Here is a 16026-nt window from a genome sequence, read left to right on the forward strand (position 1 = left end):
ATGCCCCGGCCCACCCTTGCCGTCGCCGACCGCCGTGCCCAGCGCGCGGCGGTGGTCGGCGCGCTCCATGACGGGCGCATGAGCCGCTCGCAGCTGGTGGAGCGCTTCGGCGTGAGCGGCGCGCTCATCACCCGCGTGGTGCGCGGCCTGCTCGATGACGGCCTGGTCCGCGAGCTGGGCGTGCAGACGCCGAGTGTCGGGCGCCCGCCGATGCAGCTGGAACTCTCCCGCGGCTACGGGGCTCTCATCGCCGTCTCCTGCACCGCCGATGGCGTGCAGATCCGCAGCAGCGATCTGCATCGAAAGCCGCTGCGCGAACTGGCCTCCCCCGACGGCAGCGCACCGCCCAGCCCTGAGGCACTCGTGGACCTCATCGGCGCCGTGACCGCTCGCACTCCCTCGCTGATGGGTATCGGCGTGGCCGTTCCCGGTGTGGTCGATGCCGACACCGGCGACGTGAGCGAAGCGCCGGACCTCGGCTGGAGCGGCACCGTGCCGCTGCGTGCGATGCTCGCGGAGCGCTTCCGCGTGCCGGTCACGATCGACAACGACGTGAACCTCATGGTGACGGCCGAGCGCCAGACGCTGCCCGATCCCATCCGTCGCAACGCGGTGTACCTCTATCTCGGCGCACGAGGAATCGGCGCCGGCCTCGTCGCAGGCGACCGGCTGGTTCGCGGATCCCACGGCGGTGCGGGAGAGATCGGGCTCATCCCCCTCGGACTCGGCGGCGCCGAGCTGTCGGACTTCGAGGACAACGTGTCGACCATGGCGATCGCGGCCCGCCTGGATGCGGCCGGCCACCACATCACCGGTCCCGTGATCCCGGCACTGCTCGATCTGGCCGATGCCGGAGACGAGTTCGCCATCGCCGTACGCCGCGACATCATCGCGGCGTTCGCTCATGCGGTCACGCTGATGACCGCGATCCTCGACCCGGCAGCCGTGCTCCTCGGCGGCCACGCCCGCTCCTTCCGGGAGTCCGAGCGAGCGGAGATCGCCGCCTCCCTCGGATCGCACCTGCCCTTCCGGCCCGAGGTGATGTTCGCCCAGCACGGCCCCGCCGCCGTGCTGGATGCGGCACGCGATCGGTGCTGGCGCAACGTGCTCGCGGGAGGCCTATGAAACGACCCCGCTCCCCCAGCTTCACCGTCCCCAACCCGACAACAGACATCGAAAGACAAGGAAGTCACATGGCACTCAACCGACTGCCTCGCCTGATCGCAGGCGTGGCGTTCACCGCCGCAGCAGGCCTCACCCTCGCCGGATGCGCCGGCGACGTCGCTCCCGCCGAGAACACCGGCACTCCGGAGGCCGGCGCCAGCAGCGCCGCTCCCGAGGGCACCACGGCTCCCTCCGATGGCCTCACGATCCTCACCGGTCGTGACAAGGACGAGGTCGCCTGGGTCGTCAGCGAGTTCGAGAAGGAGTTCCCCGCATACGCGGGCAAGGTCCAGACCGTCATCGCGGGCGCCCAGGACAACCTCGACCGCATGCGCGCCGAGGCAGGGAACCCCCAGGCCGGATTCCTCTGGGGAGGCACCCAGCAGCAGTTCGAGCAGGCCGCGGCCGAGGGTCTCCTCGCGTCGTACACGCCGAAGTCGGACTCCGCCGTGCCCGACAAGTACAAGGATCCGAACCACCAGTGGATCGCCGAGATGCTGCTGCCGGAGGTGATCATCTACAACTCCAACCTGCTCACCAAGGACACCGCCCCGCAGGACTGGGCCGACCTCGGCAAGCCGGAGTGGAAGGACAAGATCGTCATCCGCGACGTCATGGCCTCCGGCACGATGCGCACCATCTACGCATCGATCGTCTACTCGTCGTTCGCCAAGGACGGCTCGCCCGACGCCGGTTACGAGCTGCTGAAGCAGATCGACGCCAACACCGTCTCGTACGCGGCCAACCCGGACGACATGTACACGCAGCTGGACCAGGGCACGGGTCAGGTCACGGTGTGGAACATGCAGGACGCGCTCATCCAGCCGCTGAAGAACAACCGGCCGTGGGGCTACATCATGCCCTCCTCGGGCGCTCCGGTGCTGGTCGACGGTGTCGGCATCATCAAGAACGACAAGCAGGAGGCCGCGGCGAAGGACTTCATGGACTTCCTGATGGATCCGACCATGCAGGCCAAGCTCGCCACCGACTACTACCAGATCCCGGCGATGGACATCCCGACCGATCAGCAGCCCGATTGGATGAAGGCCGACGGCTTCAACATCAACGAGGCGAAGATCGACTGGAAGGTGTTCGCCGAGCACCAGGACGAGTGGATGACGTACTGGGCTGACAACATCAAGGGCAAGGGCAACAGCTGATCCATGGTCTCGGTCACCCTGCACAATCTGCACAAGTCATTCGCCCGTTCGGGCACCGTCGTCAACGGCCTCGATCTCGTGATCGAGGACGGCGAGTTCTTCACGCTGCTCGGCCCCTCCGGCTGCGGCAAGTCGACCACCCTGCGCATGATCGCCGGGTTCGAGGAGCCGGACGAGGGCACGATCCACTTCGATGAGCGCGATGTGACGTTCGCCCCGGCGAACAAGCGGGACGTGGGTCTGGTGTTCCAGAACTACGCGCTGTTCCCGCACATGTCCGTCGCCAAGAACGTGGGCTTCGGGCTGGACGTGCGCGGCGTGCGGGGTGCCGAGGCCGATCGGCGCATCGGCGACGTGCTGGCCCAGGTGGGCCTCACGGCGCAGCGCGATGCCCGTGTCGACGAGCTCTCGGGCGGGCAGCAGCAGCGTGTTGCGCTCGCCCGAGCGCTGGTCTTCCGTCCGCAGCTGTTGCTGCTGGACGAGCCGATGTCGAACCTGGACGCGAAACTGCGCCTGGAGATGCGTGGGGCGCTGCGCGACCTGCACGCGGAGACGGGCATCACCTCGGTGTACGTCACGCACGATCAGGCGGAAGCCCTGGCGATGTCCACGCGCATCGCGGTGATGAACACCGCGGTGGTGCACCAGGTGGGTACCCCGGACCAGGTGTACTCCCGCCCGACCACGGCGTTCGTCGCCGGCTTCCTCGGTCGCAACAACCTGATGACGGCCACCGTGGCAACCGTCGCGGACGGCACGGCGACCCTGGTGCTGAACAACGGCTCCACCCTGGAGGCGCGCACCGTCAACGCCGCCCCGGGCGTCGACTTCACCCCCGGCGGCCGCGTGGTGACCACCGTGCGCGCGGAGTCGGTGCGCGTGGCGCAGGACGGCGAGACCGCCAACGTGGTCAGCGGCACGGTGGCCGACGTCGACTTCATCGGCTACTCCCTCTCCTGTGAGCTGGACAGCGCCCTCGGGCGCATCAAGGTGGATCTCACCGGTTCTCACCGCCGCCCCGAGCGCGGCGACACGATGCGTGTGGTGCTGCCGGTCGACGCCGTCTACACCGTCCCTGCGGAGGACTGATGGCCTCCCTCACCCACGCGCAACGCGTCACCGGCCCCAGCAAGCGGCCCTCGTGGATCCGCCGCCGCTGGTCCACCGTGCTGACGCTCGCCGTCCTGCTCATCGTCCTGTTCGGCTACGTCATCGGCCCGATGATCGCCACGGCGCGGCGCAGCGTCTCCCAGGACAAGGCGGCCGTCCTCGGGTTCTCTTTCAAGGCCTGGGGCGATTTCTTCGCCAATCCGGCGCAGACCTCGGCCATCGGCGGATCCATCCTGGTCTCCGTGCTCTCGGTGATCTGCGCCGGGGTGCTCGGCACCGCCGTGGCCATCCTCCTCACCCGGTGGGAGTTCCCGGGCCGGCGCATCCTGCAGGTGCTGGCGATGCTGCCCATCGCCCTCCCGCCGCTCATGGGCGTGTGGTCGTTCAAGCTCCTGTTCGGCGTGGGCGGTCGCATTCCGTTCGCCATGCAGGAGTGGTTCGGGCTGGATCAGAAGATGTTCTGGTTGCAGGGCATGGCGGGTGTGCTCATCGTGCACGCCATGACGATGTACCCGTACTTCTACCTCACCGTCTCGGCCGCCCTGGTCAACGCGGACGCCTCGCTGGAGGAGGCTGCAGCATCGATGGGCGCAGGCAAGGCACGCATCTGGATGCGCGTGATCCTGCCGATGCTGACCCCCGCCCTGGTGGCAGGGTCCCTCATCACGTTCATGTCGGCGATGAGCTCCTATACGGCGCCTCTGCTGTTCCAGTACACCGACGTGATGACACAGCAGATCGTCATAGCCAAGACCAACGGCGACATGCGCCTGGCCTCGATCATCTCGACCACCCTGGCCATCATCTCGATCGCATTCCTCGCCATCATCCGCTCCTACGAGCAGCGAAAGGTGTACCGGACGCAGTCGAAGGGCGGCGGTCGCAAGCGGTCGACACTCACCAGCACACCGGCGAAGGTCGTGCTGCTGGTGATCTCCATCCCGGTCACCGTCTTCCTGGTGCTGCCGATCATCATGATCGCCGTGCTCTCCGTCACCGCGAAGGGCGGCTGGCTGATGAGCGTGCTGCCCACCGGATGGACGCTCGAGTGGTGGGCGCGTATGTTCACCGGCTTCGACTTCTGGCGCCCGGTGACCAACTCGCTGCTGATGAGCGTGATCGCCGTCGGCGGTGCGATCCTCCTGGGCGCGGGCGCGGCGTACGTGATGAGCCGCATGAAGTTCCGCGGCAAGCTGGCCCTGGACATCGCGGTGATGCTGCCGTGGGCGCTGCCGGGGACGGTGGTGGCGATCAACCTCATCACCGCGTTCTCCAGCCCCTCGCCGTTCGCGTTCGGCAACGTGCTGGTCGGGACTTTCGCGATCCTGCCGCTGGCGTACTTCGTGCGGTTCAATCCGCTCATCTTCCGCTCGACGTTCGCCTCCCTCAGCCAGCTCGACCCGAACCTCGAAGATGCCGCCCGTAGCCTCGGAGCCACCTGGTGGTACTCCTTCCGCCGGGTCGTGCTCCCGCTGATCTCCCGCGGCATCATGGCCGGCGCGCTGCTCGCCTTCGTCGACGGCGTCGGCGAGTTCGTCGCCAGCGTGCTGATCTACACCCCCGACTGGGTGCCCCTGTCGATCGCCGTCAACAACGAGAACTACCAGGGCAACATCGGCATCGGCTCGGTCTACGGCATGATCCAGGTCTTCCTGGTGCTGATCGTGCTGGCCGTCACCAACCGCATGGGTGCGCGAAACGGCGCACCTGCCGCCCTCTGAACCGATCAGAAGTACCGAAGGAAACAACGAAATGAACCGCGACGAGATCGTCCAGCGCGACGGCGACGTCTTCCCCGGCGCGAGCTACACCACCGCTGTGCTGCGCCCCGCCTACGACGAGGCCAAGCGCATGCTGCTGCCGTCGATGATGCAGATCCACCGCGCCCATCTCCTCATGCTCCACACCGCGGGCATCCTCAACGACACGGATGCGGCCACCATCGCCCGCTCCCTCGACGAGCTCGACCTGGACGCCCTGGCCGCCAGTGAGTACACCGGCGAGTACGAGGACCTGTTCTTCACGGTGGAACACCGCATGATGGAGATCGGCGGCGACGTCACCGGTAGCCTGCACACCGCTCGAAGCCGCAACGACATGGGCATGACGCTGTACCGCATGGTCATGCGCCACCAGCTGGTGCGCGTGCTGGAGGCCGCCGGCGAGCTCTATGAGACGCTCGTGCGTCTGGGGGCCGAGCATGCGGACACGCTCAACCTCGAGCACACCCACACCCAGCCCGCGCAGCCCTCGATCCTGGGCCATCGCTTCCTCGCCATCGCCGACGTGCTCGGGCGCGACATCCGTCGCGTGCAGCAGGCGTACGCCTCGCTGGACTACTCCCCCATGGGCGGCGCGGCCCTCACCGGCACCGGCTTCCCGATCAACCGCGAGCACATGGCCGAGCTGCTCGGCTTCCGCGGCCTCGTGGAGAACTCCTATGACGCCGTGGCCGCCACCGACTACATCGCACACTCCGCGATCACGCTGCAGCTCATGGCGGTGGACACCGGCCGCAGCTGCGTCGACTTCCTGAACTGGTGCACCGCCGAGTTCGGTCTCTACCGCGTGGCCGCCCCCTACGTGCAGATCTCCTCGATCATGCCGCAGAAGCGCAACCCGGTGTCCATCGAGCACTCCCGCTCGCTGCTGTCCGCGGCCTCGGCGAGCGCGGCGACCGTGCTCACGATGATGCACAACACGCCGTACGGCGACATCGTCGACACGGAGGACGACCTGCAGCCGCACATCTGGCGCGCGGTGGACATCCTCACGAACGTCCTGCAGCTGCTCACCGGCGTGCTCGGCACCATCCAGGTCAACACCGACGTGATGCGTGAGCGTGCACTGGCATCGTTCGCCAACGCGACCGAGCTCGCCGACACCCTCGTCCGCGACGGCGGCCTGACGTTCACGCAGGCGCACACCATCGTGTCGCGTGTCGTCCGTGAGGCGGACGCGGCCGGCATCACCGACGTGCGCACCATCGACCCCGAGCGCGTGCACGCCATCGCTCGCGAGGTGGTTGGGCACGACGTGGCGCTGACGCCGGCAGACATGGCGCGCGCGCTCAACGCCGACAACTTCGTCGCGGTGCGCACCTCCACGGGCGGTGCCGCGCCGAGCGAGGTCGCCCGCATGGCGGCCGAGCGCGCCGAGGTCGCCACCGAGTTCCGCGGCTGGCTGGACGATGTCCGCTCTCACCTCGCGAGCGTCGACCAGCGCCTGCGCGATGAGACCGCGGCGCTGCGCGGCTGACGGCGACATCGTGACTGCATCCGTGCCGGAGGCGGCGGGTACCGTCCTCGGGATCGACTTCGGTGGCACCAAGGTGGAGCTGCGCATCGAGCGCGAACCCGGCTCGGTCACGCCGATTCCGCTGGGCCTGCTCAGCACCGCGCTGACAGGTCCGGACGGACGGGTCGTTCCCGATCCCGACGCTGCGCACCGCACGCCCTCCGCCGATGTCCGGCTGGAGATCGGCGCGGGCGAATCGGCCGACAGCGTGCTCGGGCGCACCTTCGACATCGCGCGCGCCCTCGTCGACGCGGCGGGCGGGGTGGACGCCGTCGGCGTCTCCACGCCCGGCATCGTCCTCGATGACCGCGTCGATCTCGCCCCCAACGTGGTGGGGTGGGGTGACCTGTCGCTGTCGGACCGGCTGCGCGACGGGCTCGGCGCCGAGCGGATCGTGGTGGAGAACGATGTGAAGGCGGCTGCCCTCGCGGAGGCCCGCCAGGGCACGCTGGTGGATGCAGACCCCGGACTCTATGTGAATCTGGGCACGGGCATCGCGATCGCGCCGGTGCTCGGCGGTGCCGTGCTGCGCGGCGCACACGGCGCAGCCGGCGAGATCGGCTACGGCGTGGTGGGTCCCCTGCCGGACTGGTCCGGCGGCGGCGCCCCGCTCGAGGAGTACGCCGGAGGCGGCGGACTGCTGCGACGGGTGACGGCATCGGGTCTGGGAATCGCCGACGTCCCCTCCCTGGTGGCCGCCTCCACCAGCGGGCACGAGAGCGCCACACGCTTCTGGCTCGACGCCGTGGACGAGCTGGCACGCCACCTCGTCACCGCCACGCTGACCATCGACCCGGAGCGCGTCACGCTCGGCGGCGGCATGGTGCGCGCCGGCCGGGCGCTGATCGATCCGCTGCACGGGCGGCTCGCATCGGCCCTGCCGTACCCGCCCGAGGTCGTGGTGTCGGCGTTCGGCGCCCGCGCGGCGCTGATCGGCGCCTGCATCCTCGCCCGCGACGCTCTCGCACATCACGACTGATCCGATCCGGCCCTGGCCACTCCAACGGCGGGGCCGGATCGCCACCATCCAGGAGATGACATGACCGAACCGACCGCCGAACTCGCCGCAGAGCGCTCCCTCGCCACCCACCTCGTGCAGAAGGGACACGCGATGCGCGCCGCCGCCGTCGCCCGGCCCGCACAAGAGGACTGGGACGAGGTCATCGAGGCGCGATGCGTCGCGGACGACCACACCGGCGTCCGCAAACTCGCCATCCGGGAGTTCTCCTTCCTCGGCGACGGCGGTGCCGACATCGGCGGCTGGAACCTCGGTCCGTCCTCGCCCGAGTACCTGCTCGGGGTGATCAGCACCTGCCTCACGCACACGTTCCTCTGCCTCGCGGCGATGCGGGACCTGCCGCTGAATCGCGTCGAGGTCCGCGTGCAGGCGAACAACAACGACGCGGGGTTCTTCGGCGTGAGCAGCGACCGCCCCACCCAGCCCCACGACATCCGCATCCACGTGGAGCTGGACGCCCCCACGCTGTCGGCGGAGGAACGACGAGCGTTCATCGCCGAGGCCGAGGCGACCTGCCCCGTGGTGAAGGCGCTGCGCGAACCCCAGTCTCTGACTCTCGTCTCGGGGTAGTCCTCGCCCCACACCGCGAGATATCAAACACGTCCGAGAGACCCTGCATCCGGGGCATCTCGGACGTGTTTGCGTTTCGGTAGGAATGGTTAGCAGATATCTGATATCTGGGATATAAAGGTGTCAGGAGCAGCAGGAATTGGATGGGATATGCGCGAGCCACTGTCACAGCAAGCACAGCGGGCCATCCGGCAGTACATCGTCGATCACCGGCTCGGGCCCGGCGACGCCCTCCCCTCCGAAGGCGAGCTGTCCGCCCTGCTCGACATGGGGAAGACCTCGGTGCGCGAGGGTGTCCGCGCCTTGCAGAGCCTTGGTCTCGTCGAGGTGCGCCACGGCACGGGGCTCTTCGTCAGCGAGTTCAGCTTCGACCCGATCCTGGATCAGCTCCCCTACCGCCTCCTGACCGACGATGCTCCGCTGCGCGATGTACTGCAGGTGCGCCGCGCGCTCGAAGAGGGACTGATCGAGCAGGCGGCGGCGCGGCTCAGCGCCCAGGACCTGGACGAGCTCGACGTGCTCGTCCAGCGGATGCGCAGCGAGGCCGTGGACGGCGTGGTGCCGGCCACGATCGATCGCGCATTCCACCAGGGGGTGTTCCGCTGCCTCGGCAACCCGCTGGTGCTGCAGATGATCGACATCTTCTGGACGATCTTCGACCGGGCGACGGCGGACGTCCGCTCACTCCACGTCCATCACACCGCCGAGGATCATGCGGCGATCGTCGACGCCATCCGCTCGGGCGATACCGCGGCCATGCGCGCCGCGGTCGTCGACCACTTCGCCGACATCCAGCACAACGTCGGCTCCCTCTCCGCCCTCCCGCGCGGCGCAACGACGATCGACAGCTGACGGAAAGGACGAACACATGCGCGGAATCATCCCCGCTCTGCTCACCGCCTACGACGCGGACGGAGCATTCGATCGCCGACGCAGCGACACGCTCGTGGACCGGCTCATCGCGGACGGCGTCCACGGGCTCTTCGTGTCCGGTTCCACGGGCGAATCCCTCCTGCAGAGCCCGCACGAGCGGATGACCGCGCTGGAGGCGACGGCGGAGCACGTCGCAGGTCGCATCCCGCTGATCGCGCACGTCGGCGCGCTCGACACACCGACCACGCTCAGCCTCGCGCGCTTCGCCGACGGCCTCGGTGTCGACGCGGTCTCCGCGGTGACGCCGATCTACTACGCGCTGGATCAGCGATCCCATGCGGACTACTTCCGCGCCCTCGCGGACGCCACGAACGCGCCGCTGATCGCGTACCACATCCCGGGCCGGTCTGGGGTGCAGCTGCCGACCTCCTGGTTCCTCGACCTCGCCGCGGACGGCGTGATCCAGGGCGTCAAGTACACCGCAACGGATCTGTACCAGCTGGCGGAGATCCGGCGCTCCACGCCGGCCGGGTTCCTCGTCTACAACGGCTCCGACGAAGTGCTTCTCGGCGGACTCGCGCTGGGCGCCGACGGCGGGATCGGTTCGACGTACAACGCGATCCCGGGCGTCTATCTCGCACTGTGGCGCGCGTTCCACGACGCCGACCTGGCCGGTGCCCGCACGCATCAGGCCGAGGCCAACCACTTCATCCACGCGATGAACGACTACAACTTCCTGGCCTTCCTGCGCCAGATGCTCCAGCTGCGCGGCATCGAGATGGGATCCAGCCGTGCCCCGCTGCCCTCGCTGTCCGCCGCGGAGAGCGAGGCCCTCGTTCAGCGCGTCGCCGACGATCCCGTCCTGCGCCGCATCGTGCTCCAGAGCACCTGAACGGCGCGGGCGGACGGAAGCGCGGGCGTCAGACCTCCGCGGCGGCGCGGGCCGCGCCGGGGAGTGCCGCGGCGATCCGCTCCAAAGCCGCATCGTCGTGAGCCGCCGTGACGAACCATGCTTCGAAGGCGCTGGGCGGCAGATTGACCCCGGCCTCCAGCATCGCGTGGAAGAACGCTCGATGCTGCGCCACGTTCTGCCGCTGCACGGTGGCGTAGTCGCGGGGTGCCTCAGCGAACTCACCGAAGACGACGCTGAACAGGGTTCCCGCGCGCTGCAGGTGGAAGGGCACACCGGAGGCGGTCAGAGCGGCCGATACCTCAGAGGCGACGGCGTCGGCCGCGCGGGCGAGGGCACGATAGGCGTCGTCATCGGCGTGACGCAGCGTGGTGAGACCGGCGGCCACCGCCAGCGGATTGCCGGAGAGCGTGCCCGCCTGGTACACCGGACCGAGCGGTGCCAGCAGGTCCATGATCTCGGCGCGACCACCGAGTGCGGCGAGCGGAAGACCGCCGCCCACCACCTTCCCGAAGGTGAACAGATCCGGGGCCACCCCGGCGGGCACCTGCTCCTTCTCGATGCCCCAGTACCCCGAGCGGCTGGCGCGGAAGCCGGTGAGCACCTCGTCGACGATCACCAGGGCACCGTTGCGGTGAGCGAGCTCGATCAGCGCGCCGGTGAATCCGGGCATCGGAGGGACCACGCCCATGTTCGCGGCCGCGGATTCGGTGATCACCGCGGCGATCCGCTCGCCGTGCTGGGCGAAGGCCGCCTCGAGCGCCGCGAGATCGTTGTACGGCAGCACCAGCGTCTGACCCGCCGTCTCCGCGGTCACACCGGCGGAACCCGGCATCGCCAGGGTGGCGAGTCCCGAACCGGCTTCGGCCAGCAGTCCGTCCGAATGGCCGTGGTAGTGGCCGGCGAACTTCACGATGAGCGGACGGTTCGTCGCGCCGCGAGCGAGGCGGATGGCGGTCATCGTGGCTTCCGTGCCGGTCGAGACCAGCCGGAGCCGTTCGATGTCGGGCATCCGCGCGATGATCTCCTCGGCCAGCTCCGCCTCCTGCGGAACCGACGCTCCGAAGCCGAGTCCGCGACCGGCGGCCTGCTGCACGGCGTCGACCACCGCGGGGTGCGCGTGCCCGAGCAGAGCCGGCCCCCACGACGCCACCAGATCGACGTACTCGTTGCCGTCCACGTCCGTGACGTAGGCCCCGCTCCCGGAGACCAGGAATCGCGGCGTCCCGCCGACGGAGCCGTAGGCGCGCACCGGGGAGTTGACCCCGCCCGGGATCACACGTGACGCACGAGCGGCCAGGGCGGCACTGCGTGTGGTGTCCATGCTCATCGCAGCCACCCCGCAAGCTCCACGGCGAAGTAGGTCAGCACGGCATCAGCTCCCGCGCGGCGGATCCCGAGCACCGACTCCTCGATCACCCGACGACGATCGATCCAGCCGTTCGCGGCGGCGGCCTCGATCATCGCGGCCTCGCCGGAGACCTGGTAGGCCCACACCGGGACCGGGCTGACGGCGGCCACGTCGGAGAGCACGTCCAGGTAGCTCATCGCCGGCTTCACCATGACGATGTCGGCGCCCTCGGCGATGTCGAGCTCGGCTTCGCGCAGCCCCTCGCGACGATTGGCCGGGTCCTGCTGGTAGGCACGCCGGTCTCCGGTGAGCTGCGAGTCCACCGCTTCGCGGAACGGACCGTAGAACGCCGATGCGTACTTGGCCGAGTAAGCAAGGATCGCGGTGTCCTGATGGCCCGCCGCATCCAGCGCCTCCCGTACCGATGCCACCTGGCCGTCCATCATGCCGGACAGCCCGAGAAGGGCAGAGCCCGCCTCCGCCTGGGCGAGAGCCATCGAGCGATAGCGCTCCAGGGTGGCGTCGTTGTCCACGGCACCGGCACCGTCCAGCACGCCGCAGTGCCCGTGATCGGTGAACTCGTCCAGGCACAGATCCGTCTGCACCACCAGCGCATCGCCCGCTTCCGCCACCACGGCACGCGTGGCCACGTTGAGGATGCCATCCGGGTCATCCGCGGCGCTCCCGTGCGCATCGCGAACCGCCGGCACGCCGAACAGCATGATGCCGCCGATGCCCGCCTCCGCCGCCTCGGCGGTGGCACGCCGGAGCGAGTCGATGGTGTGCTGCTGCACTCCCGGCATGGAGCCGATCGGCTGCGCCTGGTCGATGCCCTCGCGGACGAAGACCGGCAGGATCAGCTCCGCCGGGTTCAGCCGGGTCTCCGCGACCAGCCGGCGCATCGCCGGGGTCGTGCGCAGCCGGCGCGGACGGATGGTGGGGGTCATGCGATTTCCTTCTTGTCCTCTGATCGATGAGACGCCTGCGGGCGTCATCGCGCAGCACCCAGCGGTGCGAGTTCCGCCGCACCCCGGGCGAGCAGGTCGGCTGCCACCACACGACCCAGCTCCTCCGCCGCGGCGGAGTCGCCCGGGTGCCAGTCATGCGCCGCGGTCCCGGTGAGGCGCGAGCCGCCATCGAGTGCGTAGACGTGCCCGCTGAGGGTGAGTCGTCCATCGGCGATCGACGCGTGTGCGCCGACGGGCGCAGCGCAACCCGCCTCCAGCGCGGCGAGCAGCGCACGCTCGGCGAGCGCGCACGCGCGAGTCGCGCTGTCGTCGATGGCGGCGAGGGCGGTGGCGTACGGCTCCACGGCCACGTCGGCCGCGCGCACCTCGATGGCCAGCGCCCCCTGACCGGGAGCGGTGGGTGCGTCTTCCAGCGAGAAGCGCTCCGTGATCACCGACGAACGGCCGAGGCGATCCAGTCCGGCGCAGGCGAGCACCACGGCGTCGAGGTCGGCGTCGACACGGGCGAGCCGGGTGTCGACGTTGCCGCGCAAGTCCTGCACGTCCAGATCCGGACGGCGGGCGAGCAGCTGGGCGGCGCGGCGGGGCGATCCGGTGCCGACCCGGGCTCCGGCGGGGAGATCCGCCAGCGTCAGACCGCCCCGCGCGCACAGGGCATCGCGCGCGTCCGCACGCTCCGGGATCGCGCCGATCACGATCCCCTCGCACGCACCGGTGGGCAGATCTTTCAGCGAGTGGACCGCGATGTCGCACTCCCCGTCGATGAGAGCATCCCGCAGCGCACTGACGAAGACACCGGTGCCGCCGAGCTGCGAGAGGGGGGCGCGCGAGGTGTCGCCGTGCGTGGTCACCAGCACGAGGACGACATCCAGGCCGGTGGCGGCCGCGATCGCCTCGGCCACCGTGGTGGTCTGCGCGACCGCGAGCGCGCTGCCCCGGGTACCGATCCGGAGCAGCCCCGGACGCGCGGGAAGCGGCGCCTCCGATCGGTGGACGCTCACCGTGGGCGTGGTGTCATTCATCTCTGCGGATGTACCTCTCCGGTCGGGGTGGAACCGGAGACGCTCCGGTGAAGTGCTCCGAGGGTGTCGGCCGCGGCGCGACGCGCACCGGGGATCACGGAGGCCAGTCCGGTGCCGCTGACCCAGTCTCCCGCGAGAGTGATGCCGGGCGGCAGCGGGCCGGGCGTCTCCGCGCGCGAGATCGTGGAGTTCGTCCACACCCGGCGGCGCATCCCGCGGACCGCCGACGGCGACAGCTCCAGGCCCAGGATGCGAGAGGCGTCGATGAGAGCACGCGCGGTGGCGGCCCGGTCGTCCAGCTCGCGCGTCTCGGGCGCTCGTCCGAGGCGACCGTAGGAGAGCCGGAGCACATGTCGTCCCGCCGCTCGCTCGGCGCCGCGCTGCGGCCATTTCACGGTGACGTGCGTCAGCGCCTTCGCGGTGATCACGGGTGCGTCGGCGACTTCGGCGACCAGCGCTCCGGTGCCGCGGGTCGCGGTGTCCAGTCGCGGGTCCTCGACCAGGAGCGCGACGACCTCCACCTCTGCGGGTGTGACCTCAGGATGACCGAGGAGACGGGCCGCGATGTGCTCCGGCACGGCGAGCACGACGGCATCAGCGTGCAGCTGTGCCGTGTCGGCGGTGCTGATCCGCCAGAGGCCCGGAGTGCGCTTGCCTTCCGGTACCGCAGGACCCGATGCCGCAGGAGCCGGGGTATCGTCGCGATGGAGTGCCACGACGCGAGTGCTGGTGCGGACCGTCACACCGAGCTGATCCAGCTCGTCGCGCAACCGCGTCACCAGGCTCGCCATCCCGCCGCGAAGGCCTGCGACCGCACCTCCGGCGGCAGTGCGGCTGGCTCGAAGATCGCGCGCGGCGAGGATGAGCGATCCGCGGCGCTTGTAGGCCTCGGCAAGCCCGGGGACGGATCGGAGCGTCATCTCAGCGGGATCGGTCGAGTGGATGCCCAGCACCACGGGCCGAACCAGCCGGTCGAGCACGCGAACTCCGAGTCGCGCGCGGATCACCTCGTCGAGCGCGCCCGTGCGGCCGACCGACGGCGGAAGCAGCGGCTCCACGGCGGCGCGGCACGCCCCGAGCACGCCCAGCGCGCGGAGCGTGGCCCACGACAACGGCGTCGCCGGGATGCCGATGGTGCCCGCAGGCGGAAGCGGAACGGCACGCATCGCGTCGGCGGTGACGACCCACGAGCCCAGGTGCGCAGGGTTCACGATGTCCTCCGACATCCCCAGCTCGGCCAGGAGGGCCGCGACGGCACCGCCGCGGGTCGCGAACGACTCTGCCCCGATGTCGAGAGCGACATCGTCGATGCTCTCCCCCCGCACCCGTCCGCCGAGGTCGTCCTCGGCTTCCAGCAGCACCACCCGGGCACCCGAGCGAGCCAGATCGCGCGCGGCGACCAGCCCGGCGATGCCGCCGCCGATCACGGCGACCGCATCGTGTCCCTCGAGAGGAGCACCCGATGCCGTCGACCGCTGCGCGGCGTCAGTGAGCATGTGCCCGTTCCACGATGCGGGTGAGGACGTCCGGGTCGGTCTCCGGCGGGACGCCATGACCCAGGTTCAGCACGTGAGCCGGGGCGCGCTCACCGCGGCGGATGACGTCGTCGAGGTGAGCCTCGCGCACCGCTGCCGGCGCGCCCAGGTAGGCGGGGTCGAGGTTCCCCTGCAGCGGGAACGCATCACCGAGCCGGCGGCTGGCGTCGTCCAGTGGCGTTCGCCAGTCCACGCCCAGCGCGCTCGGGGCGATTTGGGCGAGCTCCTCCAGCAGGTGCCCGGATCCCACGGCGAAGTGGATGGTGGGCACGCGCTCGGCGGAGTCGGCTGCGACACGCACGTCCCGCACCGCATCGAGCGTGCGTCGCGAGGCGGGAGCCACATGGGCGCGATAGTCGGCGGCGCTCAGCGATCCCGCCCAGGAGTCGAAGAGCTGAACCGCACTGGCTCCGGCCTCCACCTGAGCCTGCAGGAAGGTGCCGGACAGGTCGGCGGCCCACTCCAGCAGCTCGCGCCAGGTGTCCGGATCGGCGTGCATGAGCGTCCGCGCCCGCAGGTGGTCGCGCGACGGGCCGCCCTCCACCAGGTAGGCGGCAAGCGTGAACGGCGCGCCCGCGAAGCCGATCAGCGGGGTGGTGCCCAGTTCGGCGACCGTGAGGCGCACCGCCTCGCGCACCGGCTCCAGCGCTTCGCGCAGCCGTTCGGGGGTGAACTCCGCACGGGCACGGGCCACGTCCGCCGCGGTACGGATCGGGTTCTCGAACACCGGACCGCGTCCGGCGACGAGGTCCACGTCGACACCCGCCAGCCAGAGCGGCACCACGATGTCGCTGAAGAACACGGCGGCGTCGACGCCATGACGGCGCACCGGCTGCAGGGTGATCTCGCTCGCAAGCTCGGGCGTCACGCACGCGTCGAGCATGCGGTGATCGGCCCGGATGCTGCGGTACTCCGGCAGGGAACGCCCAGCCTGACGCATGAACCACACCGGAAGCCGGTCGGGGCGATCGCCGCGGAGGGCGCGCACGAGCGGGGCATCGGCAGTGCGGCCGTCGACGAGCGGGTGGGAAGCCTGGAGAGTGTTCAT

The 16026-nt window shown here is 70.0% G+C and carries 14 protein-coding genes; 9 read left to right on the top strand and 5 right to left on the bottom strand.

What is annotated here, in order from left to right; all coding sequences use genetic code 11:
- From LQ566_RS07725 to LQ566_RS07765, 9 genes are all read left to right on the top strand, one after another.
- Positions 1-1125, top strand: a complete 1125-nt coding sequence (locus LQ566_RS07725; RefSeq protein WP_231091030.1) for an ROK family transcriptional regulator — start codon at positions 1-3, stop codon at positions 1123-1125.
- A 68-nt stretch (positions 1126-1193) separates the two neighbouring features.
- Positions 1194-2324, top strand: coding sequence for an extracellular solute-binding protein (locus LQ566_RS07730; RefSeq protein ID WP_231091031.1), 1131 nt, complete (start codon positions 1194-1196; stop codon positions 2322-2324).
- A gap of 3 nt (positions 2325-2327) precedes the next feature.
- Complete coding sequence (locus LQ566_RS07735; RefSeq protein ID WP_231091032.1) at positions 2328-3413, top strand: ABC transporter ATP-binding protein; 1086 nt, start codon at positions 2328-2330, stop codon at positions 3411-3413.
- Positions 3413-5155, top strand: coding sequence for an ABC transporter permease (locus LQ566_RS07740; protein ID WP_231091033.1), 1743 nt, complete (start codon positions 3413-3415; stop codon positions 5153-5155). Before LQ566_RS07735 ends, LQ566_RS07740 begins: the two co-directional genes overlap by 1 nt.
- Before the next feature lie 31 nt (positions 5156-5186).
- Positions 5187-6692: an argininosuccinate lyase gene (gene argH, locus LQ566_RS07745; protein ID WP_231091034.1), complete on the top strand. Its 1506-nt coding sequence runs from the start codon at positions 5187-5189 to the stop codon at positions 6690-6692.
- Positions 6693-6702: 10 nt separating this feature from the next.
- Positions 6703-7710 (top strand): ROK family protein, encoded by a 1008-nt coding sequence (locus tag LQ566_RS07750; protein WP_231091035.1) that lies wholly within the window; start codon positions 6703-6705, stop codon positions 7708-7710.
- Between the two features lie 60 nt (positions 7711-7770).
- A complete protein-coding gene (locus tag LQ566_RS07755) occupies positions 7771-8319 on the top strand; it encodes an OsmC family protein (RefSeq protein WP_231091036.1) in 549 nt (182 codons plus the stop codon).
- Between the two features lie 150 nt (positions 8320-8469).
- Positions 8470-9171, top strand: coding sequence for a FadR/GntR family transcriptional regulator (locus LQ566_RS07760; RefSeq protein ID WP_231091037.1), 702 nt, complete (start codon positions 8470-8472; stop codon positions 9169-9171).
- Between the two features lie 16 nt (positions 9172-9187).
- The gene (locus tag LQ566_RS07765) at positions 9188-10084 is read left to right on the top strand and encodes a dihydrodipicolinate synthase family protein (RefSeq protein ID WP_231091038.1); all 897 of its coding nucleotides are present in this window, start codon (positions 9188-9190) and stop codon (positions 10082-10084) included.
- Positions 10085-10112: 28 nt separating this feature from the next.
- On the opposite strand, the gene hemL is transcribed toward LQ566_RS07765, so the two are convergent.
- From hemL to hemE, 5 genes are read right to left on the bottom strand one after another with little or no spacing between them, the layout of a single operon-like run.
- The gene (gene hemL, locus LQ566_RS07770) at positions 10113-11432 is read right to left on the bottom strand and encodes a glutamate-1-semialdehyde 2,1-aminomutase (protein WP_231091039.1); all 1320 of its coding nucleotides are present in this window, start codon (positions 11430-11432) and stop codon (positions 10113-10115) included.
- Positions 11429-12400 carry a porphobilinogen synthase gene (gene hemB / locus LQ566_RS07775; protein ID WP_231091040.1) on the bottom strand — a complete coding sequence of 324 codons (972 nt, stop codon included), beginning with the start codon at positions 12398-12400 and terminating at the stop codon, positions 11429-11431. The genes hemL and hemB overlap by 4 nt, the downstream gene beginning before the upstream one ends.
- 44 nt (positions 12401-12444) lie before the next feature.
- Positions 12445-13443, bottom strand: coding sequence for a hydroxymethylbilane synthase (gene hemC / locus LQ566_RS07780; protein WP_231091041.1), 999 nt, complete (start codon positions 13441-13443; stop codon positions 12445-12447).
- Positions 13440-14939, bottom strand: a complete 1500-nt coding sequence (locus LQ566_RS07785; RefSeq protein ID WP_231091042.1) for a protoporphyrinogen/coproporphyrinogen oxidase — start codon at positions 14937-14939, stop codon at positions 13440-13442. Before LQ566_RS07785 ends, hemC begins: the two co-directional genes overlap by 4 nt.
- Positions 14929-16026, bottom strand: a complete 1098-nt coding sequence (hemE, locus tag LQ566_RS07790) for a uroporphyrinogen decarboxylase (protein WP_231091043.1) — start codon at positions 16024-16026, stop codon at positions 14929-14931. The genes LQ566_RS07785 and hemE overlap by 11 nt, the downstream gene beginning before the upstream one ends.

Source organism: Microbacterium nymphoidis, assembly GCF_021044885.1.
GTDB classification, from domain to species: domain Bacteria; phylum Actinomycetota; class Actinomycetes; order Actinomycetales; family Microbacteriaceae; genus Microbacterium; species Microbacterium nymphoidis.